23 protein-coding genes and 1 tRNA gene are annotated in these 22,785 nt (G+C 62.2%); 18 read left to right on the top strand and 6 right to left on the bottom strand.

Translation table 11 applies throughout. The features are described from left to right. Window positions 1–32: 32 nt before the first annotated feature. Complete coding sequence (locus tag CIT26_RS34355; RefSeq protein ID WP_095496699.1) at window positions 33–1,709, top strand: tetratricopeptide repeat-containing sulfotransferase family protein; 1,677 nt, start codon at window positions 33–35, stop codon at window positions 1,707–1,709. 551 nt (window positions 1,710–2,260) lie between these two features. Here the strand turns inward: CIT26_RS34355 and CIT26_RS34350 are convergent. Further along, a complete protein-coding gene (locus tag CIT26_RS34350) occupies window positions 2,261–3,460 on the bottom strand; it encodes a porin (RefSeq protein ID WP_095496698.1) in 1,200 nt (399 codons plus the stop codon). Window positions 3,461–3,926: 466 nt separating this feature from the next. Between CIT26_RS34350 and CIT26_RS34345 the strand changes: the two genes are divergently transcribed. Both CIT26_RS34345 and CIT26_RS34340 read left to right on the top strand, forming a co-directional pair. Next, window positions 3,927–4,017: transfer RNA gene (locus tag CIT26_RS34345), tRNA-Ser, on the top strand. A gap of 200 nt (window positions 4,018–4,217) precedes the next feature. Beyond that, entirely contained in the window at window positions 4,218–4,460 is a 243-nt protein-coding gene (locus tag CIT26_RS34340) for a GIY-YIG nuclease family protein (RefSeq protein ID WP_095496697.1), read from the top strand. Between the two features lie 23 nt (window positions 4,461–4,483). On the opposite strand, the gene CIT26_RS34335 is transcribed toward CIT26_RS34340, so the two are convergent. Further along, window positions 4,484–5,377 (bottom strand): alpha/beta fold hydrolase, encoded by an 894-nt coding sequence (locus CIT26_RS34335; RefSeq protein WP_095496696.1) that lies wholly within the window; start codon window positions 5,375–5,377, stop codon window positions 4,484–4,486. Window positions 5,378–5,718: 341 nt separating this feature from the next. Beyond that, complete coding sequence (locus tag CIT26_RS34325; RefSeq protein WP_095496802.1) at window positions 5,719–7,743, bottom strand: lytic transglycosylase domain-containing protein; 2,025 nt, start codon at window positions 7,741–7,743, stop codon at window positions 5,719–5,721. A gap of 322 nt (window positions 7,744–8,065) precedes the next feature. On the opposite strand from CIT26_RS34325, the gene dapA reads away from it, so the two are divergent. The 3 genes from dapA to CIT26_RS34310 are packed head-to-tail and all read left to right on the top strand — an operon-like array spanning window position 8,066 to window position 10,212. Further along, a complete protein-coding gene (gene dapA / locus CIT26_RS34320; RefSeq protein WP_095496801.1) occupies window positions 8,066–8,947 on the top strand; it encodes a 4-hydroxy-tetrahydrodipicolinate synthase in 882 nt (293 codons plus the stop codon). Window positions 8,948–8,972: 25 nt separating this feature from the next. Next, window positions 8,973–9,452 (top strand): SsrA-binding protein SmpB, encoded by a 480-nt coding sequence (gene smpB / locus CIT26_RS34315; protein ID WP_023768487.1) that lies wholly within the window; start codon window positions 8,973–8,975, stop codon window positions 9,450–9,452. 16 nt (window positions 9,453–9,468) lie between these two features. Continuing rightward, the gene (locus CIT26_RS34310) at window positions 9,469–10,212 is read left to right on the top strand and encodes a glycoside hydrolase family 25 protein (protein ID WP_095496695.1); all 744 of its coding nucleotides are present in this window, start codon (window positions 9,469–9,471) and stop codon (window positions 10,210–10,212) included. Between the two features lie 46 nt (window positions 10,213–10,258). On the opposite strand, the gene CIT26_RS34305 is transcribed toward CIT26_RS34310, so the two are convergent. Further along, complete coding sequence (locus CIT26_RS34305; RefSeq protein WP_167391642.1) at window positions 10,259–10,621, bottom strand: winged helix-turn-helix transcriptional regulator; 363 nt, start codon at window positions 10,619–10,621, stop codon at window positions 10,259–10,261. A gap of 103 nt (window positions 10,622–10,724) precedes the next feature. Here CIT26_RS34305 and CIT26_RS34300 point away from each other — a divergent pair, with 103 nt between their 5' ends. Then, complete coding sequence (locus tag CIT26_RS34300; protein WP_095496693.1) at window positions 10,725–11,738, top strand: zinc-binding alcohol dehydrogenase family protein; 1,014 nt, start codon at window positions 10,725–10,727, stop codon at window positions 11,736–11,738. Between the two features lie 25 nt (window positions 11,739–11,763). Here CIT26_RS34300 and CIT26_RS34295 read toward each other — a convergent pair whose 3' ends face one another. Together CIT26_RS34295 and CIT26_RS34290 are read right to left on the bottom strand one after the other, a co-directional pair. Beyond that, the gene (locus CIT26_RS34295) at window positions 11,764–12,441 is read right to left on the bottom strand and encodes a uracil-DNA glycosylase (protein WP_425350393.1); all 678 of its coding nucleotides are present in this window, start codon (window positions 12,439–12,441) and stop codon (window positions 11,764–11,766) included. Next, complete coding sequence (locus CIT26_RS34290) at window positions 12,438–13,019, bottom strand: LabA-like NYN domain-containing protein (RefSeq protein WP_095496692.1); 582 nt, start codon at window positions 13,017–13,019, stop codon at window positions 12,438–12,440. Before CIT26_RS34290 ends, CIT26_RS34295 begins: the two co-directional genes overlap by 4 nt. Before the next feature lie 310 nt (window positions 13,020–13,329). Between CIT26_RS34290 and rpoZ the strand changes: the two genes are divergently transcribed. The 11 genes from rpoZ to CIT26_RS34235 all read left to right on the top strand — a co-directional run bounded on the left by rpoZ (window position 13,330) and on the right by CIT26_RS34235 (window position 22,722). After that, window positions 13,330–13,731, top strand: a complete 402-nt coding sequence (rpoZ, locus tag CIT26_RS34285; protein WP_029354482.1) for a DNA-directed RNA polymerase subunit omega — start codon at window positions 13,330–13,332, stop codon at window positions 13,729–13,731. Between the two features lie 111 nt (window positions 13,732–13,842). After that, window positions 13,843–16,071: a RelA/SpoT family protein gene (locus CIT26_RS34280; RefSeq protein WP_095496691.1), complete on the top strand. Its 2,229-nt coding sequence runs from the start codon at window positions 13,843–13,845 to the stop codon at window positions 16,069–16,071. Window positions 16,072–16,102: 31 nt separating this feature from the next. Further along, window positions 16,103–16,681 (top strand): orotate phosphoribosyltransferase, encoded by a 579-nt coding sequence (pyrE, locus tag CIT26_RS34275; protein WP_095496690.1) that lies wholly within the window; start codon window positions 16,103–16,105, stop codon window positions 16,679–16,681. A 74-nt stretch (window positions 16,682–16,755) separates the two neighbouring features. After that, complete coding sequence (locus CIT26_RS34270) at window positions 16,756–17,136, top strand: VOC family protein (protein ID WP_095496689.1); 381 nt, start codon at window positions 16,756–16,758, stop codon at window positions 17,134–17,136. Between the two features lie 382 nt (window positions 17,137–17,518). Continuing rightward, window positions 17,519–17,932 carry a holo-ACP synthase gene (gene acpS / locus CIT26_RS34265; RefSeq protein ID WP_095496688.1) on the top strand — a complete coding sequence of 138 codons (414 nt, stop codon included), beginning with the start codon at window positions 17,519–17,521 and terminating at the stop codon, window positions 17,930–17,932. 77 nt (window positions 17,933–18,009) lie between these two features. After that, window positions 18,010–18,759, top strand: a complete 750-nt coding sequence (lepB, locus tag CIT26_RS34260) for a signal peptidase I (RefSeq protein ID WP_095496799.1) — start codon at window positions 18,010–18,012, stop codon at window positions 18,757–18,759. Between the two features lie 4 nt (window positions 18,760–18,763). Further along, on the top strand, window positions 18,764–19,489 hold the full coding sequence (gene rnc / locus CIT26_RS34255) for a ribonuclease III (RefSeq protein ID WP_095496687.1): 726 nt from the start codon (window positions 18,764–18,766) through the stop codon (window positions 19,487–19,489). Then, window positions 19,486–20,418, top strand: a complete 933-nt coding sequence (era, locus tag CIT26_RS34250; protein ID WP_095496686.1) for a GTPase Era — start codon at window positions 19,486–19,488, stop codon at window positions 20,416–20,418. The genes rnc and era overlap by 4 nt, the downstream gene beginning before the upstream one ends. 41 nt (window positions 20,419–20,459) lie before the next feature. After that, on the top strand, window positions 20,460–21,398 hold the full coding sequence (locus CIT26_RS34245; RefSeq protein ID WP_095496685.1) for an aminoglycoside phosphotransferase family protein: 939 nt from the start codon (window positions 20,460–20,462) through the stop codon (window positions 21,396–21,398). A 32-nt stretch (window positions 21,399–21,430) separates the two neighbouring features. Further along, entirely contained in the window at window positions 21,431–22,207 is a 777-nt protein-coding gene (gene recO, locus CIT26_RS34240) for a DNA repair protein RecO (protein ID WP_095496684.1), read from the top strand. Beyond that, a complete protein-coding gene (locus CIT26_RS34235; protein WP_095496683.1) occupies window positions 22,204–22,722 on the top strand; it encodes a PaaI family thioesterase in 519 nt (172 codons plus the stop codon). Before recO ends, CIT26_RS34235 begins: the two co-directional genes overlap by 4 nt. Window positions 22,723–22,785 lie beyond the last annotated feature (63 nt).

The raw sequence follows: 22,785 nt of genomic DNA, 5'->3' as shown, positions 1-22,785 counted from the left end.
ATTCCTTCGCCTCTTTTTGCTAGCGAGATATCATGAACAATCGACTCCCACCTGCCTGGTCCAAGCACCTGAAGCCCGGCCCCGCGCCGAAACCCAAATCGCCGCAACCGAATGTGCCGCAAGCGAGGCTGCCGAATTCGCCCTCGCGTGCGCAGGCCGACGACGCACTGCTGAAACAGGCATATGCCTTTCAGCAGGCCAAGCGGCTCGACGAGGCTCAGGACCTATGCCTTCGGGTTCTGGAGCGCACGCCAAATCATCCGCTCGCCTTGTACATCCTGGGGACCGTATACCTGGGTTACGATGATGAGAGGGCGTTGCGATGTTTCGCACGGGCGGTCGGCGAGGAACCTAAAAACCCCTATTACCACCTTAGCCTGGGCGAAGCCTATGTGAAGGTCAGCGAGTATTCGCCAGCAATCAGGCATATGCAGTATGCCCTGAAACTGCAGCCCGGCCTTATCGAAGCACTTTGTGCATTGGGGCGCACTTACACGGCGTTTGACAAGCCCGACATGGCTCTACCGCTTTACGAGAAGGCGCTGAAAATCAACCGCGATCATCCCAAGGTGCGAGCCGGGCTGGCCGGCGCGCTCAGCGGCCTGGGGCGTATGGATGAAGCCGCCGTCTATCTGAAAGAAGCGATCGATCGCCGTATTGGGGTGCCGGCTGCCTACAGCGACCTTGTACAGACGCGAAAGTTCACCGAGGAGCCCGAGGAGCTCCAATCCATCCTTGGTGAACTTGGCAATCCGAAACTTGGTTCGGAAGCCGCGCAGCAACTCCATCACGCCGCCGGCAAGGTGCTGAACGACCTCAAGCGCTACGATGAGGCATTCGACCATTTCAACAGGGCGAAACAGGCCTCCGGCTACAAGTTCGACATCGACTTGTATCGTCGGTGGATCGATTCGATGATTGAAACCTTCACGCCGGACTTTTTGGCTGCCCGGGCCGGCTATGGAAATCCTTCCGAAATGCCTGTGTTCGTGGTTGGCATGCCCCGCTCGGGAACGACGCTCACGGAGCAGATCTGCGCCAGCCATCCCGATGTTCATGGTGCAGGGGAGCTTAGCAAACTAAGGCGGGTCGCGAATGCGATCGGTCTCAAGACATCATCGGCTGGAGATTTGCACCAGCCAATCACGTCGATCACGGAAGACCTGTCCAGAACCTTGGCCGAAGAGCATCTGTCCTACTTGCGGGAGCGGGCGCCTGCCGCACTTCGCGTCGTCGACAAGACGCCGCACAATTTCGAACTGATCGGCCTTATCGGGCTTCTCTTCCCCAACGCACGCATCATTCATTGCCGTCGTGACGCCATCGACAATTGCGTCTCTTGCTTCGTTCTCAACTTCAGCGAGGCACACAGCTATAATACCGATCTGCGGACACTAGGCCTGTACTATCGCGAGTATGACCGCCTGATGCAGCATTGGAACGAGGTTTTTCCGGGCCTTATCTTCGAAAATCGCTACGAAACGCTGGTCGAGGACCAGGAAGCGCAGTCACGCCGCCTGATAGATTATCTCGGGCTGCCTTGGGACGACGCCTGCCTGCGCTTTTTTGACAGGGATGGTTCGGTCAACACGCCCAGTCGCTGGCAGGTTCGTCAACCGATTTATAAATCGTCGGTCAAGCGCTGGAAGAATTATGAAAACGAAATTCAGCCGCTTATACAGTCGCTGGGCGATCTTGCAGAGATTTGACTTGAGGTCGGCGGTCCGCATTGCGCGGACCTCGAGGGTCTCAAACGCATAGGCTTAGCTGATCTTCTGCGATTGGCCGCAGGCCACCATGCCTTCGCAGGGCGGGAGCGAACGCCCTATCCTGTTCCTTCCAGGCGCTGCTGCGGTGCAGAATCTTTCAAGACGCTGGAGGGACAGCGCCCCCCTCTGTCCTGCCCTCTTTGCCAAAACTTGGCATCTCCCCCACGAGGGGGGAGATTGCGGCTTTCGCTAATCTCCAACGTTGATGAACAGGCGCTGTCAGCGAAGCTGCCGATCTCCCTCCTTGTGGGGGAGATGCCACCATTTTGGCAAAGAGGGGCAGGACAGAGGGGGGCGCGAAGGATCGCTGCTGCTTTCATTCTGCGCAGCCGATCGGCTTCCAACCTGTCAGAAATCACAGACCGAGATCCAGCACAGAACGACCATGGCCGGCATTGGCGGCGTCATGCATCACGCAACGCGACAGCCACGCCGATACGAAAAAACCCGGCGGTTGCCCGCCGGGTTGGAGTTCAGTCAGACAAAGTCTGTTAGAACGAGCGCTGGAAGCGGAGCATGCCGCCGAGGCTGTCTTCGTCGTCCGCATTGGTCCAGTTGGAGAAGTCGTCCTCGCCGAACTCGCCGGCGTGCAGGTAGTCGACTTCGGCCGTGATCGTCAGGCCGGGAACGATGTCATAGGCAATGTTGGCGGCGATGCCGAGGTTTTCACCTTCGTCATACGAGATCTGGGTGTTGAACGAGGTCTTCTCGTTGATGGTGTAGGTGCCACCGCCCCAGACCGCCCAGTTGCCGGCCCACAGCTTGTAGAAGCCGCGACCGCCGGCGGCGGGGAATGCAAAGCCGTCGTCCGTGTAGTTATCGTCGGTGCCGTAGCCGGCCATGATGAACAGTGACAGGTTCTCCATCGGGGTGACGTCTAGGCGAACCTTGCCGGCCACTTCTTCGTAGTTGGCGTCGTAAGCAATGACGCCGGTGATGGCGCCCCAGCCCTGCGTCCACTTCAGGCCGCCGACGACATGCGGAACATAGCTGTCGATCGTGAAGTCGCCATAACCTTGTTCGAGCGAGACCACTGCCGAGAAGCCGTTGCCGGCGTCGAAATAGTACTGGACGACGTTGGTGTCGAAACCACCGTAGGGAACCAGCGTATCCTGGATGACGTTGCCGGCATAACCGATGAACGTATCGAAGGCCGATTCGTCTTTACCGACGCGCAGACCACCGAGCTGGATCCAGGCGAAGTTCAGCGAAATGCCTTTGTTTTCGGCAGGGTTAAAGACATATTCTATGGTCTCTTCCAGCGGACCCTCGCCGTCCGGATCGGGAATGACTGTTCTGCTGACGTGTCGGTTCCGGTTGCCGAAGTTGAAGCGGGTCTCGGTGTAGGTCTTCAAGGTGCCGAGCTCGGTTTCCTGGCCGGTCCAGGTCTTCAGGTTAAAGCGGGCCTGCTTGTAGTACGTGTCCTGAATGTCGCCGTCTTCGGCGTCGAAGTTCTCAGCACCATCGAACGAGCCGACGTCGCCGACGCCGATGTCGTAGCGGACATAGCCGCCGATGCGCAGGCAGGTCTCGGTGCCGGGGATGTAGAAGTAGCCAGCGCCGTAGACGTCGCAGATGCGGACGTATTCAGCGGGTTCCGGCTCGGCGACGACGACGGCGTCGGCGGCGCGCGCACCGGAAACTGCGACCAGTGCCGCAGCGGAGCCAAGAAGAAGGCTCTTGATGTTCATTTTCTGACCTCCAGTCAAAAGTTAAAAAACGGGTCTGGGTATTCTTTGCTGAAGGACAGCGTTCCCTGCCCCATCCCCACTACCGAAAAAGATGCGCACCGCGCCGCTCCTTCAAATTCGACATTACCCATGAGGCGGCGGCGTTCAACCACCATCGCATCGGCGAAAGGTCTGTGCGGGTGCTATCCCCCTGCGTTGTTGCACAAATGACACGATTTGGCCTCACTCGGAAAGCTCCCGTTAACCATTGAGCTGTCGGAAACCCTTGGGCGAGCCCTTGCAATCCGGCCGATTCCGGCAATTGCCCCCTCCCGGAATTGCGACGATGTCGTGAGTCGTCAGCCAAGGGATTGCCGCAGAATCGCCGCATGGCAAAAGCGCGGTTTCGGCGGAAGCCGGTTTTTTCAACGATAATGGATCAGGCTTGTTGATTGTGCCGGCGCTTTTCTTTATCCACCGGCGCAACGGAGAGGTGGCCGAGTGGTCGAAGGCGCTCCCCTGCTAAGGGAGTAGAGGTCAAAAGCTTCTCGTGGGTTCGAATCCCATCCTCTCCGCCATCCTGCTTCGCGCTGCGCGCTTCGCAGGACAAGTCCAGCAAATCCCTTTCTGCGCGAAGCAGGATGCCCTCCGAAGCCTTGGCGAAGGAGGGCTGCAAAGTACTTTGAAACTCTGCAAAACAGGGTTGGCAGTCTTCCTCTCGCGAAGCAGGATACCTCCGCGTCCTGCTAGGCGCGAAGTAGTGAAGGAGGGGCGATTCGTGTGGTATGTGTATCTGCTAGAAAGCAAGGCTGCCGAAGGTGAGCGCTATATCGGCGTAACTTCCGACCTGAAACGACGGATTGTCGAGCACAACGCCGGAAAATCCAGCCATACTTCCAAATTCATGCCATGGCGGATCGTGACCTATGTCGCCTTCTCGAACCTGGCTAACGCGACTTCATTCGAGCGTTATCTTAAATCCGGTTCCGGGCACGCTTTCGCCAACAAACGTCTGTGGTGAATGTCCGCATCCCTCGCAAAAATTCACTTTGAGCCGAAGCGTTGCTCGGCCCTGTCCAGAAAAGCGGCGATGGCGCCGGGCAGGCTGCCGGTCTCGAGGAAAGGCGCATGGCCCTGGCCTTCGACCGTGATCGTCTCGACACAGGGATGACGGTTTCGCATCTGTTCGAAGGTCTCGGCGGACAGCAGCTTCGAATTGGCGCCGCGGATGGCGAGCAAGGGTATTGCCGCCAGTGCCTCGAACTGCGGCCACATGTCTGGAACTGGCCGGGTCGGATCGAGACCCGCCAGCGTCTCGACCAGCCTCGGGTCGAAATCCGGCAATAATCCTTCATCCGTCTCTCGGTAGAGGGCCGATACCATCCGCTCCCAATCCGCCTCGGTCAGAGCAGGGAAGTCGCTGCCATGCGCGCCGCGCTGGGCGCCGACCGCCTCGGCATGGGTTTTCGGCTTCGGCGTGCGCTCGAGATAGGAGCGGATATGGGCAAGACCGCCGGCCTCGACCACCGGGCCGATGTCGTTGAGCACGACAGCCCTCAGGACGGCCGGGCGCATCGCGCCGAGCACATGAATGACCAGCCCGCCGCGTGACGTGCCGATGAAACCTGCCTCCTCGATATCAAGCCCCGCCAGTCCGGCGAGGATATCACCGGCTTCGACGCCGACATTGTAGTGGCCGACATCGGGATCGTAGGCGGATTGCCCGCGCCCGCGATAGTCGAAGGCGACGATTTTTCGCGGGGTTTTTGCCAGTCGCGACAAGTGCAGCGCCAGCTCATGAAAATCGCGGCAATTGCGGGTCAGGCCGGGCAGGCAGACGACCGGCCAGTGGCCGGAGTTCGCTTCGCCGTAGATGCGGGCGTGAAGTTGCAGCCCGTCCTGCGAGGCGTAGAAAAAATCGGAAAAACCGCTCGACATTTCGGGCTCGATTCCTCGCCGTTGCCGGATCGTCCCGACTGCTACAGGCGAGGGCGGGGGTGGTCAAATCGGAAGGCAGAGCGGTCCAACGGAATGGGCAAGGGCATTACTGGGTCCAAGCGCTGCGGTACTGAGAATTTTTCGAGACGTCGGCGGGACAGCGCCCCCCTCTGTCCTGCCGGACATCTCCCCCTCTAGGGGGGGAGATTGGATGTCACTTCGGTTTTCGCCAATCTCCAACGCTGAAGAAAAGGCGCCGTCGACGAAACTGCTAATCTCCCCCCTTGAGGGGGAGATGCCCGGCAGGGCAGAGGGGGGTGCTTCGCCGAACGCTGGACGGATCAACTCCGCCCGTTCACCAAATCCCCCACTATGTCGTACTTACCGGAAATACGCATCTTGTAGACTTCGTAATTCTCCATCACGCGCTGGACGTAACTTCTTGTTTCCGTGTAGGGAATCCGCTCGATCCAGTCGACGACGGAGTCGATGTCCTTGCCGCGCGGGTCGCCATATCTAGCCACCCACTGGGCGGCGCGGCTGGGGCCGGCATTGTAGCCGGCGAAGGTCAGCACATAGGAGCCGTCGAAGCGGCCGAGCTGCTCGCCGAGGAAGGCGGCGCCGAGCGTCGCATTGTAGCCGGCGTCGGTGGTCAGCCGCACCTGCGAGAAGGTCATTCCGGCCTTCTTCGCCAATTGCCTGGCGGTCTCCGGCATCAACTGCAGCAGCCCGCGCGCGCCGGCGCTGGAGACGGCGCCGATGTTGAACTCGCTTTCCTGACGGGCGATCGCATAAGCCAGCGCCTTTCCCGAGCCGGAAATGTTGGCGGTTTCGGGAATGACGCCCAGCGGATGCGACAGCGCCCCGACATCGACGCCGCGCGCGCCGGCGATCTTGCCGACTTTCAGCGCCAGGAAGTGATTGCCCTGCTTTTCCGCCATCGCGGCCAGCAGCGCCAGCTCTCCGGGACTGGTCAACTGTCCAGCGAGGTCGCGGTAAAGCGTGTCGGCGTAGCGCTCATAGCCCGCCTCCTGCAGCCGCCTGATGGCGCTGACCGCCTCGCGGTTGGCGAAATTCCGGTGATCGGAGGCGCTCGGCTGCGGATGGGCGATGTTGAGGACCTGCCGGCCGACGCGCTCGCCGGCGAGCTGGCCGTAGAACGTCGTGCCGTAACCGGCGGCACGGCTAAAATAATCCTTGGCGCTGCCGGGGCCGCCGGCTTCGGCTGCACGGCCGAGCCAATAGTAGGCGCGCGACAGCGATATCGGCCCCTGAGCGAGATCGGCGATCCGCTTAAAATGCCTGGCAGCGGTGGTGGGATCGTTGAGGCCGCGCAGCGCGTACCAGCCGGCATGAAACTCGGCATCGGCCGCATTGGCAGCAGTTTCGGCGGCGTGTGCTGCGACTATTCTGTAGGCGGTCTTCATATCGCCCTGATCGACCAGTTCGCGCGACAGCACCCGGCGCTCGGCCCACCAGGCATCCGGGTCGACAAGCGCGGTGCGATCGCTCGGCGCCTTCATCACCATAGCGGCGGCGTCGGAAAACTTCTGCTGCTTGCGCAGATATTGGGCTTGCGCGAAGAGATAGCCGGTCGAACGCTGCGCGGCTGGCACCGCCTTCAGCAGTTTGGCCGCATTCTTGTCGCCCCTGTCCGCCGCCGCCCAGGCGTCGGCCAGCTGCTGGGCGCCGGCAAGACCGGCGATGCGCAGCGCGGAATTGACCCGGTCGGCATAGAACATGCGCTCCATCCGAAAGCGGTGGTCGGCGGCGGCGATGAGCTTGCCGAATTCCTGGATGATCGCCGCTTCGTCCCTGGCTTCCAGTTTCTCGGTGCGCCAGAAAGGCGACAGCACCGAGCGCGCCGCCTCGACGTTGCCCTGCGACACATAGGAGCGGGCGAGGATGACCACGCCCTCGACTGTTTGTGGCTGGCTGCCGCCGAATGCCTGCACCACGATCTCTGGCGCGGGGTTTTCGCGGTACAGCGCGCGCTCGCTGTTCTTGCGCAAGGCGATCATGCCCGGCCAGTTCGGCAGCATTTTCGCAGCATCGGCGATCTCGCCGCTTGGCACCTTGTCGCCGCCATGGAGCGCGATCGACCAGGCAAGGATATGCTGGTCGAGCGAGTTGACCGGCAGGGCATCGCGCACTCGACGCGCGCCGGCAATGTCGTTTGCCGCCAGCGCATCGAGGCCACTCTTCAGCCTGGCGACGCTGGCGGATGGAGAGCTCGTATCCTGCAGATTTGGCATCGGAATGGCCGAAGTGACCTGCACATCGATTTTGCCTGCGGCCGGAATGCTCGGCGTCAGCAGGAGGATTGCGCCAAGCAGCGCAAAAAAATGAGGCTGCCTCGCCGGCATGGTCTTCATCATATCCTGTCTTGCACATTCCCAACAGGCACAGAGCGACTGAATCCTAGTTGGCTGCTATGAAGAGCCCGTAAACAAAGGACTATCAAGGTCTTTCAAATTGCGCTTGCTGGCACTACTGCCATGCTTGCCGGGCAACGGTGTCGAGACTATGGTGCGCCGCTTCGCTTTCGGCTAGAAGGCGCGCACGACAAAACACCTACGGCGCCGCGCGTCTTCTCGGACGCGCAAACGACGCTGTAGCACTTTTAATTTGGCGCATGATCCCCAGCGAAAATCGGGGTCATGCGCTAGTCCCCAGGAGTTGGACGACATGCTGAGAGGCTCGCTTACCGCGCTCGTGACACCGTTCGAAAAGAGCGGCCGTTTCGACGAGAAAGCGTTTCGCGCCTTCATCGCCTGGCAGATCGCTGAAGGCACGACGGGCGTGGTTCCGGTCGGCACCACCGGCGAGTCGCCGACGCTGTCGCATGACGAGCACCGCCAAGTCGTCAAGGTCTGTATCGAGGTAGCCAAGGGCCGGGTTCCGGTCGTCGCCGGCGCCGGCTCCAACAACACCGAAGAGGCGGTCGGCCTAGTGCAATATGCCGAGAAGGCAGGCGCCGACGCGGCGCTCGTCGTCACGCCTTACTACAACAAGCCGACGCAGCGCGGCCTCTATGCGCATTTCGCCGCGGTCGCCAAGGCGACCAGCCTACCGATCATAATCTACAATATTCCGCCGCGCTCGGTGATCGACATGATGCCCGAGACGATGGGCCAGCTGGTGCACGACTTCAAGAACATCGTCGGCGTCAAGGACGCCACCGGCAAGGTCGAGCGGGTTTCCGAGCAGCGCGCCACCTGCGGCAAGGATTTCATCCAGCTTTCCGGCGAGGACGCGTCGGCGCTCGGCTTCAACGCCCATGGCGGCGTCGGCTGCATCTCGGTGACGGCGAATGTCGCGCCACGGCTGTGCGCCGAATTCCAGGAGGCGACGCTTTCCGGCGAGAACGCCAAGGCGCTGGACTTGCAGGACCGCCTGCTGCCGCTGCACAAGGCGATTTTCCTGGAACCCGGCGTGTCCGGCGCGAAATATGCGCTGTCGAAGCTGGGCAAGGTCGAGAACGTGCTGCGTTCGCCGCTGGTCACCGTCGAGCAGTCGACCGCCGAGAAGATCGATGCAGCGATGAAGCACGCCGGCTTGATTAATTAGAGATGAGGCGCCACCTCTCCGCATCATGAATCAAGTCAGAAAAGCCGATCCCAACAACAAGACCGTTGCGGAAAACCGCAAGGCGCGGTTTTCCTATGAGGTGCTCGACACGATCGAGGCCGGCCTGGTGCTGACCGGCACCGAGGTGAAGTCGCTGCGCCAGGGCCAGGCCAACATCCAGGACAGTTACGCCTCGGTCGAGGGCGGCGAAATCTGGCTGATCAACTCCTATCTGCCGGAATATCTGCAAGCCAATCGCTTCAACCATGAACCGCGCCGGCGCCGCAAACTCCTGCTCAACAAGCGCGAGATGGCCAAGCTGGCGCAGAGCGTCGATCGCGAAGGCATGACGCTGGTGCCGCTAAAGATCTATTTCAACGACCAGGGCCGGGCGAAGCTTTTACTCGCCGTCGGCCGAGGCAAGAAATTGCACGACAAGCGCGAAACCGAAAAGCAGCGCGACTGGTCGCGCGAGAAGGGCCGGCTGCTGAAGGAGCGTGGGTAGGCTGGGAGCCGCTCTTTTGAAGAACCGGATCGTCTTTTGGGGTGCGGCTAGCCTGATCCTGGCGTGCCTCGTCGCGGTCGGCGGCTATTTCTATTTCCATCCGTTTTCTCCGGACCGCGGCAAATATCCAGTCAGGGGCATCGACGTTTCCCATCATCAGCGGCAGATCGACTGGCGGCGTGTTGCCGCCGACGATGTCGCCTTCGCCGTCATCAAGGCAACCGAAGGCGGCGATCATGTCGATGACGCGTTCGACGCCAATCTGCGCGAGGCGCGCGCAGCCGGTCTGGCGGTCGGTGCCTATCATTTCTTCACCTTCTGCAGGCCTGGCGCCGATCAGGCGAAGAATTTCATCTCCGTCGTGCCGCGCAATCAACCGCTGCTGCCGCCGGTGGTGGATATCGAATTCGTCGGCAATTGTCCGCGGCGGCCGTCGCCCGAAGAATTGAATGTCGAACTCTCGGCTTTCCTTGGCCCTGTCGAGGCAGCCTTCGGCAAAACGGCGATCCTTTATGTGACCGACGAGGCGGCACGGGTCTATGCCGCCCTGATCGTCGGCCGCCCGCATTGGGTTCGTTCGCTGGCGCTGCAGCCAGGTCATGACGAGTGGATCTATTGGCAGTACCACGACAAGGGTCGCGTCGACGGCATCAGCGGCGATGTCGATCTGAATGTCCTTCAGGGCAGGCAGGAAACGCTGACGACACTGTTCGCGGCGCCACCTGGATCCATGCCTTCAGAAGCCCCGCGAACACCCTGAACGGATTCAGGGATAACGCCTCGGGTGAGGCGCTTCTCGGCCGCCCTTACGCCGCGGCTTGCGACGTCTGAGGGCCAAGGGCCACATTTGCATCGCCCCAGGTCTTCAGGGCGGTGATCACCGGCTCTAGGCTCCTGCCACGCGGCGTCAGGCTGTATTCCACTTTCGGCGGCACCTGCGGATAGATCTTGCGCGCAATCAGCCCATCCGCCTCCAACTCGCGAAGCTGGTTGGTCAACATGCGCTGCGTGCAGTTCGGTAACCGCCGGCGAATCTCGTTGAAGCGCAATGTGCCCTCGAACAGATGGTAGAGCACGACACCTTTCCATTTTCCGTCGATGTAGCGGAGCGTTCCCTCCACGGTGCAGCCGGGGCTGCAATCAAATCGGTCGTCGCGAATACGTGGCATGACGGTATCCTTTTCGACACTATGTGCTTTATATGTGCATTGTTGCGCACGGTGATCGTAGACAGCATGTCTATCGCTTACTACAGCGATCATGGAGATGAAGATGCGCGCCGTCGGTTATCAAATCCCAGCTCCCATCACCGACGAGGCCTCTCTCGTCGATATCGAACTGCCGAAGCCCGAGCCCAAGGGACGCGACCTGCTGGTCGAGGTGAAGGCGATCTCGGTCAATCCGGTCGACACCAAGGTGCGGCGCAGCGTTGCTCCCGAAGCCGGTCAATGGCGGGTACTCGGTTGGGATGCTGCTGGCCGGGTTGTCGCGACCGGCGCGAATGCGAGTCTCTTCAGGCCCGGCGACGATGTCTTCTATTCCGGCGCCTTGGCGCCGCAAGGCACCAATGCCGAGTTCCATCTTGTCGACGAGCGGCTCGTCGGCCGCAAGCCGACCTCACTCGGCTATGCGGAAGCAGCAGCGCTTCCGCTGACGGCGGTCACCGCCTGGGAGACCCTGTTTGATCGTCTCGATGTCAGGAAGTCCGTGGCGGGTGCGGCACCCGCCATCCTGATCATCGGCGGCGCCGGCGGCGTCGGATCAATCGCAGTGCAGCTTGCGAGGCAGTTGACCGGCCTGACGGTGATTGCCACCGCGTCGAGGCCTGAAACACGGGACTGGGCGCTCGGGCTCGGCGCCCATTATGTCGTCGATCATTCCAGGCCGCTGGCAGCCGAAGTCGCAGCACTGGGTATCGGTGCCCCTAGCTTCGTGTTTTCGACGACGAACACTGACCAGCATCTGGCCGAGATCGCCGAGTCGATCGCGCCGCAAGGACGTTTCGCGGTTATCGACGATCCGAAATCGCTCGACATCAATCCGTTCAAGCGCAAGAGCGTCTCGGTGCATTGGGAATTCATGTTCACCCGCTCGATGTTCGAGACGGCGGACATGGCGGCGCAGGGCGAACATCTGAACGAATTGGCTAGGCTCGTCGACACTGGTGCGATCCGCACGACGCTCGGCGAGACAGGCGGCCTCATCAATGCCGCCAATTTGAAGCGCGCCCATGCATTGATCGAGAGCGGCAAGGCCAAGGGCAAGATCGTCCTGGAGGGCTTTTAGCCAACTGACGGCGGCGCGCCCGATTCTATTTCTGCAAAAACTCTTCTATCTGGCTGAACACGTTGACGAACATCGCTTCCGTCAGCACGCCGGTGTTGGTGTTGTAGCGCGAGCAGTGATAGCTCGAAAACAGCGTCACGCCATTGGGTTGCTGCTGTCCGCCGTGGCGGAAGGGATAAGCCGCAACACGCTGGCCGAGCGCCCGCACCGTCGACTGGTGCGCGATCGAGCCAAGCGCCAGCACGGCGCGCAGGTTTTTAAACCGCGCGATTGTCGGCACCAGGAACCTCCGGCAGGTGGCAATCTCGGCGCCGACCGGCTTGTTGTCCGGTGGCGCGCAGCGCACCGCATTGGTGATCGCCGTGCCGACAAGCTCGAGCCCGTCATCGGGCCGCGCCTTGAATTGGCCGCGCGCAAAGCCGTGCGCGATCAGCGTGTTGTAGAGCAGGTCGCCGGCAAAGTCGCCGGTGAAGGGACGTCCGGTGCGGTTTGCACCGCGCAGGCCCGGCGCCAGCCCGACGATCAGCAGCCGCACTGCATCCTCGCCCTCCGGCGGCAGGAAGGTCGGCACCGGCGCATTGAACCAGGACGGCTCGCGCTGCCGCCATTGCGCTCTAAAATCATGCAGCCGCGGGCAGAGCGGGCAGTCGCGATCCGGCTCGGGGGATGCGACCAGGGGAGCGGTCAAGACCGCCGCCGTCAAAAATCGTCCTCGTCGACTTCGGCCGGCTCGGGCCGGCGCACCGGCCGCTCGGATGGATCGCGGCCGACCTCGCTCTTCAGCGTCATCAGGTCGATGAAATGGTCCGCCTGGCGGCGCAGATCGTCGGAAATCATCGGCGGCTGCGATGCCATGGTGGAGACGATCGAGACCTTGCGCCCGCGCCGCTGCAGCGCCTCGACCAGCGTGCGGAAATCGCCATCGCCGGAAAAGATTACATAATGGTCGACGACATCGGCGAGTTCCAGCGCATCGACCGTCAGCTCGATGTCCATATTGCCCTTGATCTTGCGGCGGCCGGTCGAGTCGGTGAATTCCTTGGCCGGCTTTGTCACCACCTTGAAGCCGTTATAGTCGAGCCAGTCGATCAGCGGCCGGATCGAGGAGTATTCCTGATCCTCGACCAGCGCGGTGTAGTAGTATGCACGCAGCAGGTAGCCGCGCTTCTGGAAGCTCGACAAAAGCCTGCGGTAGTCGATATCGAAGCCGAGCGCGCGCGACGTGGCGTAAAGATTGGCACCGTCGATGAAAAGAGCGATTTTTTCCCGAGGGTCGAACATGGAAAATATTCCTTTTCGAAAATAACGGTCGTCTAAATGAGCGTGACTATCGGTCGGCTTGAAAATAACCGGCTGACCTTCGTCATTCGAGATAACGCCGGTTTTACGGTAATCCAAGGGTATGGTGCTGCATAGCAAGCAATTGTGATCGGTGCCGTTTCGTCGCAGGCGGCGCGCGCCCAGCCTTGCCTTGGCCCTACCGCGGACCTGGCCCCGGAGCTGGCATTGCCAAAAAGCTTGTATTTTGGCGGCGTTCGGGTTATGGACCGCGCCTGTTTTCCATCAAATCCAGGCATGAAAGGGGCAGCTCATGGCCCGCGTAACCGTTGAAGATTGCATCGACAAGGTCGACAACCGCTTCGAGCTCGTGCTTCTGGCCGGCCACCGCGCCCGTCAGATCAGCCAAGGCGCGCAGATCACCGTTCCTCGTGACAACGACAAGAATCCGGTCATCGCGCTGCGCGAGATCGCCGAGGAGACATTGTCGCCCGACGACCTCAAGGAAGACCTGATCCACTCGCTGCAGAAGCATGTCGAGGTCGACGAGCCGGAAGCCGATGGCGAGGCGATCGCCGACCAGACCGGTACCGCCGCTGCGGCAACCGATGCCGACGACACCGAGGACAACATCACCTTCGACCGCATGACCGAGGAAGATCTCCTGGCCGGCATCGAAGGTCTGGTGCCGCCGGAAAAAAGCGACGATTATTGATCTTCGCCGCGGCTGCCGACACTTTCGCGTCGGCGGTTTCGTGGTTATCTATGACATGCGCCGTACGCCAGTGCGGCGCATGATTCATTTCAGCCTTGCGAGATCCCGCCCATGATGCGTCAGTATGAGCTTGTCGAGCGCGTCCAGCGCTACAAGCCTGACGTCAACGAGGCGCTGCTCAACAAGGCCTATGTCTACGCCATGCAGAAGCATGGTCACCAGAAGCGCGCCTCCGGTGATCCCTATTTCTCGCATCCGCTCGAAGTCGCCGCCATCCTCACCGAAATGCACATGGACGAGGCGACCATCGCGGTTGCCCTGCTGCACGACACGATCGAGGACACCACGGCGACCAGGGCCGAGATCGACGAGCTGTTCGGTCCGGAAATGGGCAAGCTGGTCGAAGGCCTGACCAAGCTGAAGAAACTCGACCTCGTCTCCAAAAAGGCCGAGCAGGCTGAAAACCTGCGCAAGCTCTTGCTGGCGATCTCGGAAGACGTTCGCGTGCTGCTGGTCAAGCTCGCCGACCGCTTGCACAACATGCGTACGCTCGACCATGTGCCCGAGGCCAAACGTCTGCGCATCGCCGAGGAAACGATGGATATCTATGCACCGCTGGCCGGGCGCATGGGCATGCAAGGGATGCGCGAGGAGCTTGAGGAGATCGCCTTCCGCTTCATCAATCCGGAAGCCTACCGCGCCGTCACCGCGCGGCTCGCCGAAATCTTCGAGCGCAACAAGGGCGTGCTGTCCGAGATCGAGACGGCGCTGTCCACGCTGTTCGACAAATATGCGATCAAGGCCGAGGTGAAGAGCCGCCAGAAGAAGCCATGGTCGGTGTTCCGCAAGATGGAGGCCAAGGCACTGTCCTTCGAGCAGCTGTCCGACATTTTCGGCTTCCGCGTCGTGGTCGATACCGTCGAGGACTGCTACCGGGCGCTCGGCGCCATCCATACGACATGGTCGATGGTGCCCGGCCGCTTCAAGGACTACATCTCGACGCCGAAGCAGAACGACTACCGTTCGATCCACACCACCATCGTCGGACCGTCGCGCCAGCGCGTCGAGCTGCAAATCCGCACCTATCAGATGAACAAGATCGCCGAATATGGCGTTGCCGCGCATTCGATCTACAAGGACAGCGGCGGCAAAGTGAACGGCACTGCCCACGCGATCTCGAAGGAGACCAACGCCTATGCCTGGCTGCGGCGCACCATCGAGCAGCTTGCCGAAGGCGACAATCCCGAGGACTTCCTCGAAAACACCAAGCTGGAACTGTTCCAGGATCAGGTATTCTGCTTCACGCCCAAGGGCATGCTGATCGCGCTGCCGCGCGGCGCCACGCCGATCGACTTCGCCTATGCCGTGCACACCGATGTCGGCGACACCTGCGTCGGCGCCAAAGTCAACGGTCGCATCATGCCGCTGATGACCGAGCTGAAGAATGGCGACGAGGTCGAGATCATCCGCTCCAAGGCGCAGGTGCCGCCGGCGGCGTGGGAATCGGTCGTCGTCACCGGCAAGGCGCGTTCGGCAATCCGTCGCGCCACCAAGGCCGCCATCCGCAAGCAGTATTCAGGTCTCGGCGTTCGTATTCTGGAGCGTGCGTTCGAGCGGTCCGGCAAGACCTTCACCAAGGAAAGCCTGAAGTCGGTACTGCACCGGCTGGCGCGCAAGGATATCGAGGATGTGCTGGCTTCGGTCGGACGCGGCGAACTTGCCTCCACCGACGTGATGAAGGCGGTGTTTCCCGACTACAAGGATGAACGCGTCACGCTGGTTGCGCCCAAGCAGCGCGAAGAGGGCTGGTCGAAGATCCGCAACGCCGCCGGCATGCTGTTCCAGATTCCGGGCCGGGCGGCGCGCAAGGACAAGGACCAGCCAAAGGACGGCGCCGTGCCGATCCGCGGCGTCCGCGGCGACCTGCCGGTGCGCTTCGCGCCGGAAGGTGCCGTGCCCGGCGACCGCATCGTCGGCATCGTGCAGCCGGGAACCGGCATCACCATCTATCCGATCCAGTCACCGGCGTTGCAGGCCTTCGACGACCAGCCCGAACGCTGGATCGACGTGCGCTGGGACATAGACGAGCGCACCAAGGAGCGGTTTCCGGCGCGAGTCTCGGTCACCGCCATCAACGCGCCGGGCTCGCTGGCCGACATCGCGCAGGTCGTTGCATCCAACGACGCCAACATCCATACATTGTCGATGGTGCGCACCGCGCCCGATTTCACCGAAATGCTGATCGATCTCGAAGTCTGGGACCTGAAGCACCTGAACCGGCTGCTGTCGCAGCTCAAGGACAATTCGAGCGTCAGCGATGCGCGGCGCGTGAACGGCTAGAAATCACCAGCGCGCTGGAGACGAGGCAAAGATGAACACCGACGAAGTGCTGGGCATTTTTCGTGAAGCCGGTGCCGTTCTCGAAGGGCATTTCATCCTGACATCGGGCTTGCGAAGTCCGGTCTTCCTGCAGAAGGCGCGGGTCTTCATGCATGCCGACAAGACCGAGCGCCTGTGCAAGGCGCTGGCCGAAAAGATCCGCGCTGCTGTGTCCGGCAGGATCGATTACGTCGTCGGCCCGGCGATCGGCGGGCTGATCCCGGCCTACGAGACCTCGCGCCATCTTGGCGCACCGGCGATCTGGGTCGAGCGGGAAGGGGGCGAGTTCAGGCTCCGCCGCTTCGAGATCGCCAAGGGTTCGCGCGTCGTCATCGTCGAGGACATCGTCACCACCGGCCTGTCGATCCGCGAGACCATCGACTGCCTGCGCGCGCTTGGCGCCGAGGTCGTTGCAGCTGCCTGCATCATCGACCGCTCGGCCGGCAAGACGGATGTCGGTGTGCCGCTGATCGCGCTCGCCGAATATGAGGTTCCGGCCTACCCGGTCGACAGGCTGCCGCCCGAGCTCGCCGCCATACCGGCCATCAAGCCGGGCAGCCGCAATATCTGATGCATGTCGCCCAAAACTGCGCAGCGATTTTGGGACAACGACATGCATAAAACAACGTTAACTGAGGCGCTGCCGTGATTGCAGGCATCGATCATTTCGTACTGACGGTTCATTCCGTCGAAGACACCTGCTCCTTCTATCAGCGCGTGCTCGGCTTCAGGCGCCTCGACGAGCCGAACCGGCCGACGGCGCTGCTGTTTGGAACGCAAAAGGTCAATGTGCATGAGGCAGGCCACACCTTCGAGCCCAAGGCCAAGGCGCCGACTCCGGGCTCCGCGGATTTCTGCCTGGTCGCCGGCCGCCCGCTCTCCGAGATATGCGCCAGCCTAGCGGCCAACGGCGTTGCCGTCGAAGTCGGGCCGGTCGAGCGGATCGGCGCCCGTGGCCCGATGATGTCGGTCTATTTCCGCGATCCGGACGGCAATCTCGTCGAGGTCAGCGAGTATGGGCCGTAGATAGCTGGAGTTGCTGTCGATTTCTGCGGCGAACTCGCCTCCTCAAATCCGCCGCGATTATACTGTGTCCGGAGTGGCGAAACGCCGGTCCCGCAGGCGACTGCAAGCGGACGGCATGCAGCTACGGTTGTTCTGCGGCCGGCGTATCGCTATATCAAGGTCGTTGTTGCCTTTCGACGGCCGCAAAGCTGTCGCGCCCGGCCCGGGGTGGTCGGGGCGGCAGCTTTGGATATCAGGACAGGAACAGAGTGCTTTTTCGACGCCGCAAGCCTGATGGTTTTCTCGAGCGGGTGCGTACCTATCTGTGGCGATGCCGCTCGTTCTCGCGCTCGCTGCGCCTGGCGGACAGAGCTGGAATCGCCGGACGGGAAGTTCCCGCCGAATGATCATTGGTATCGGCAGCGACCTGATCGATATCAGACGCATCGAAAAATCGCTGGAGCGCCATGGCCAGCGCTTCATCCAGCGCATCTATACCGAGGTCGAACAGGCCCGCTCCGAAAACCGCGGCGCCCGCGTCGCTTCCTATGCGAAGCGCTTCGCTGCCAAGGAGGCCTGCGCCAAGGCGCTGGGCACAGGTATGGCGCAAGGGGTGTTCTGGCGCGACATGGGCGTCGTCAACCTGGCCAGCGGCCAGCCGACCATGGCGTTGACCGGCGGGGCGGCGGCGCAGCTGGACAAAATCCTGCCTGACGGGCACAGGGCGGCGATCCACCTCACCATCACCGACGACTTTCCGCTTGCTCAAGCCTTTGTGATCATCGAGGCGTTGCCCGTCGAAGAAGCGCCGTATTGATTGCATCTGACCACCGGCATGACGTTGCCCAGCGCGCGCCGAGACTCTATACCAACCAACGCATAATCGAGGACGACATGAGCGTGGCTGAAAAATCCCAGAAGAAATCCGGCGGGCTTGGCGAAACCGTCAGCGTCATCGTCCAGGCGCTGTTGCTCGCTCTGGTCATCCGCACGCTTCTTTTCCAGCCATTCTCTATCCCGTCGGGGTCGATGCGGCCGACATTGCTCGAAGGCGACTATCTCTTCGTCACCAAATGGTCCTATGGCTTCTCCCGCTATTCCCTGCCGTTCGGGCCGGACCTCTTTTCGGGCCGCATCTGGGGCGCCGAGCCGAAGCGCGGCGACGTGGCGGTGTTCAAGTTCCCGCCGGACCCCTCCGTCGACTACATCAAGCGCGTCGTCGGCCTGCCGGGCGACAAGATCCAGGTCAAGGACGGTCAGCTCTTCATCAACGGGGTCGGCGTGCCACGCCAGAAGGTCGGGCAGATCGACAATCGCGACATCACCGAGGAGAGCGGGCCGGTTGACGTCTATCGCGAGACATTGCCGAATGGCGTCAGCTATGACACGCTCGACCTGATACCCAACTCGATCGGCGACAACACCCAGGAATTCGACGTGCCGCCCGGGCACTATTTCATGATGGGCGATAACAGAGACAATTCCTCGGACAGCCGCTTCACCGTCGGTTTCGTGCCCGACGACAACCTGGTTGGCCGCGCCAATCTCATCTTCTTCTCGATCGGTGGCAGCGCCAGCCCGCTCGAAATCTGGAAATGGCCGTCGCTGATGCGCGCGTCGCGCCTGCTCCATTTCGTCAATTAGGATCATGGCGGCGACAAAACGGCTGACCGTCGACGCGCTCGCCGAAGCGCTCATGGAGCGCACCGGCCACGCCTTTGCCGACCGCCAGCGCTTGCAGCGCGCGCTGACCCATGCCAGCGCCCGCAGCAGCCATGCCGGCATCGACTATGAGCGTTTCGAATTCCTGGGCGACCGCGTCCTCGGCCTGGTCGTCGCCGACATGCTGCTGGCGGCGTATCCGGACGCTGCCGAAGGTGAGCTGTCGCTCCGGCTCAACGCGCTGGTCAATGCCGAGGTGCTGGCGGACATCGCCGAGGAGATCGGCCTGCCGGAGTTGATCCGTGCCGGCTCGGACGTACGCGGCCTGGACGGGCGCAAACGCGTCAATCTGCGGGCTGATGCGCTGGAATCGCTGATCGCCGTGCTCTATCTCGACGGCGGGCTGGAGGCGGCCCGCGCCTTCATCCACAAATACTGGCGGCCGCGCTCGCAGGCCATCGGTGCCGCCCGCCGCGATGCCAAGACCGAACTGCAGGAATGGGCGCATCAGGCGGCAGGCGCCGTGCCGGTCTACATAATTGACAGCCGCGAGGGACCGGACCACGATCCGCTATTCACCGTCAGCGTCAAGGTCGGCGCCTATCCGCCGGCGACCGGCAGCGGGCGCTCCAAGCGCGAGGCCGAGCAAGCCGCCGCTACTGCACTGCTGTTGCGCGAAGGCGTCTGGCTAAATAAGGGGAGCGCGGCATGACCGCCACCGAAGACGTCCCGCCGGCAACAGAAGCCGCCACCACGCATTCTGGCTTCGTTGCGCTGATCGGCGCGCCCAATGCGGGGAAATCGACGCTGGTAAACCAACTGGTCGGCGCCAAGGTGTCGATCGTCACCCACAAGGTGCAGACGACGCGCGCCATCGTGCGCGGCATCGCCATCCACAATAACGCACAGATCGTCTTCGTCGACACGCCGGGCATCTTCAAGCCGAAGCGGCGGTTGGACACGGCGATGGTGACGACCGCCTGGGGCGGCGCCAAGGACGCCGACATCGTGCTGCTGCTGATCGACGCCGAGCGCGGCATCAGGGGCGACGCTGACGCGATCCTCGAACGGCTGAAGGATGTCCGCCAGCCGATGGTGCTGATCCTCAACAAGGTCGACCGGGTCAGGCCCGAGGCGCTGCTGGCCCTGTCCGCGGCAGCGAATGAAAGGGTGCCCTTCAAGCGCACCTTCATGGTCTCGGCGCTAACCGGGTCGGGTTGCAAGGACCTGCTCGACTATCTGGCCGAAACCCTGCCTGCCGGCCCCTGGTATTACCCGGAGGACCAGATCTCCGACCTGCCGATGCGTCAGCTGGCGGCCGAGATCACTCGCGAAAAGCTCTATCTCAGGCTGCATCAGGAACTGCCTTACTCCTCCCATATCGAGACCGAGAAATGGGAAGAGAAGAAGGACGGCTCGGTGCGCATCGACCAGACCATCTATGTCCAGCGCGACAGCCAGAAGAAGATCGTGCTCGGCCACAAGGGCGAGACGATCCGTGCCATCGGCCAGGCGGCACGCATGGAGATATCAGGTATCCTCGAACAGAAGGTGCATCTTTTCCTGTTCGTCAAGGTGCGCGAGAACTGGGGCGACGACCCCGAGCGCTATCGCGAGATGGGGCTGGAGTTTCCGCATTAGAGCATGTTTCCGAAAAGTGGGAGCCGGTTTCGGAAAAGATCATGCTCAAACACGAAGTTACTATCGACACAGCCCTCGTGAGCCGGTTGGTCGCCACGCAATTTCCCCGATGGAAGGATCTTGCTGTCCGGCCGGTTGCATCAGGCGGATGGGACAACAGGACCTTTCATCTCGGAGACCATATGCTGGTGAGGCTGCCGAGTGCGGCGGCCTATGCCTTGCAAGTGGAAAAGGAACATCGCTGGCTGCCAAGGCTTGCGCCTCTGCTGCCGCTGCCTGTCCCGGTCCCGCTGGCGATGGGAGCCCCGGCCAACGACTATCCCTGGCATTGGTCCGTCTACCGCTGGATCGAAGGCGAGACGGCGACGCTGGAGCGTATTGCCAGCCTGCCGCAATTCGCGGCCGGCCTGGCCCAATTCCTGGTCGCCCTGCAACAGATCGATCCCGCCGGTGGACCGGCGCCAGGGCAGCAAAATTTTTTTCGCGGCGGACCACTGAGCGTCTATGACGGCGAGACCCGGCAGGCAATTGCGGCCCTCGACGGCAAGATCGACACAGGCGCCGCGAGCGCTGTGTGGGAAGCAGCGCTTGCCGCGACATTTCATGGCGCGCCAGTCTGGTTCCACGGTGACGTCAGTTGGGGAAACCTGTTGGTCAGGCAAGGCGCTTTGAGCGCCGTGATCGACTTCGGGACTTCGGGCGTGGGCGATCCCTCGTGCGATTTGGCGATCGCGTGGACGCTCTTCGAAGGAAAAAGCCGAGAGGTGTTTCGCGCGGGTCTTCAGGCCGATGAGGCAACCTGGGCACGGGGCCGTGGCTGGACGCTATGGAAAGCGCTGATCACGGTCGCCGGCCATATAGACATCAATCCAGTCGAAGTTGAAAAGTCGCGACGCGTGATCGATGAAGTGATTGCCGACCACCAGCGCGCGGACCGCTGCGGAGGGACCCCACACAGGGCCCGAAAAACCCAATCTTGATTTCGCCACCGAAGCGGTGACAAGCTCCGTTCATGGAATGGCGCGATGAGGGAATCATTCTCGGCACCCGCAAGCATGGCGAAACCAGCGCCATTCTTGAGGTCATGACGCGTGCACATGGCCGTCACCTCGGCCTTGTGCGCGGCGGCCGCTCGCGCAAGCAGCAGCCGGTTCTGCAGCCCGGCAATCGCGTCGACCTGTTGTGGCGGGCGCGGCTCGACGAACACCTTGGCACCTTCCAGGCCGAGGCGATCGAGATGAACGCCGCCCGGCTCATGGACAGCGCCGTCGCCATCTATGGGCTGCAGACCATGGCCGCGCATCTGCGCCTGCTGCCCGAGCGCGACGCCCATGACGGCCTCTACGAGACGCTGGCCGTGATGATCGCCCATCTCGACGATGCGGACGCCGCCGGCGAGCTGGTAGCGCGCTTCGAATTGCTGATTCTCGACGAACTCGGCTTCGGCCTCGATCTCAGCCAGTGTGCCGCGACCGGCGCCAGGCAAGACCTTGCCTATGTCTCGCCGAAGTCCGGGCGCGCCGTGTCGCGCCAGGCCGGCGCGCCATGGCGCGACAAGATGCTGGTGCTCCCCGCTTTCCTGCAGCGCGGCTCCAGCCTGCGCGCCGATCCGGCGGCGATCGAGGACGCCTTCCGGCTGACCGGCTTCTTTTTTTCCCGCCACGTCTACGAGCCGCGCGGCATTGAGGCGCCCGGCGCCCGCGCCGGCTTCCTCGCCGCCTTGCGCAAGCACCATGCGCCCGGCAAGACCCTGATCGAAGAACCCGCAGCCGGAGAAATCACCAGATGAGCGAAGTGGAGCTCTATCCCGGCCGGGTCTCGCCGCTCGGCCTCGGCACCATTCCGCACGGCGACATCCTCGAATACACCGGCCTGGAATTGCTCCAGCGCATCATCGACAACAAATACCCGGCGCCGCCGATTTCGTTCCAGCTCAGTTTCGACCTGACCGAAGTGTCGGAAGGACGCGCGGTGTTCCGCGGCCTGCCGAACGAGCGCTATCTCAATCCGCTGGGTGGGGTGCATGGCGGCTGGGCCGCGACGCTGCTGGATTCGGCTCTTGCCTGCGCGGTGCAAACGCTGCTCGACAAGGGCGAGGCCTATACGACGGCGGAGTTCAAGGTGAACCTGACACGGCCGATCACGCCGAAGACCGGCGAGGTGGTGTGCGAGGGCAGGGTGGTGCACAAGGGCCGCACATTGGCGGTTTCGGAAGCGACGCTGAAGGATGCCAACGGCAAGCTTCTGGCTTTCGGCACCGAAACGTGCTCGATCTTTGCGGCCGCCAATCTGGCGGCGCGCTGACTCGGCTGGCCGTCTGGCCGCCCTATTTGTCAGTAACTACTGGCTTGGTTTGGGGGAACCGCC

The sequence above is a fragment of the Mesorhizobium temperatum genome, assembly GCF_002284575.1.
GTDB lineage: Bacteria > Pseudomonadota > Alphaproteobacteria > Rhizobiales > Rhizobiaceae > Mesorhizobium > Mesorhizobium temperatum.
This window is presented reverse-complemented; position numbering and strand designations above follow the sequence as displayed.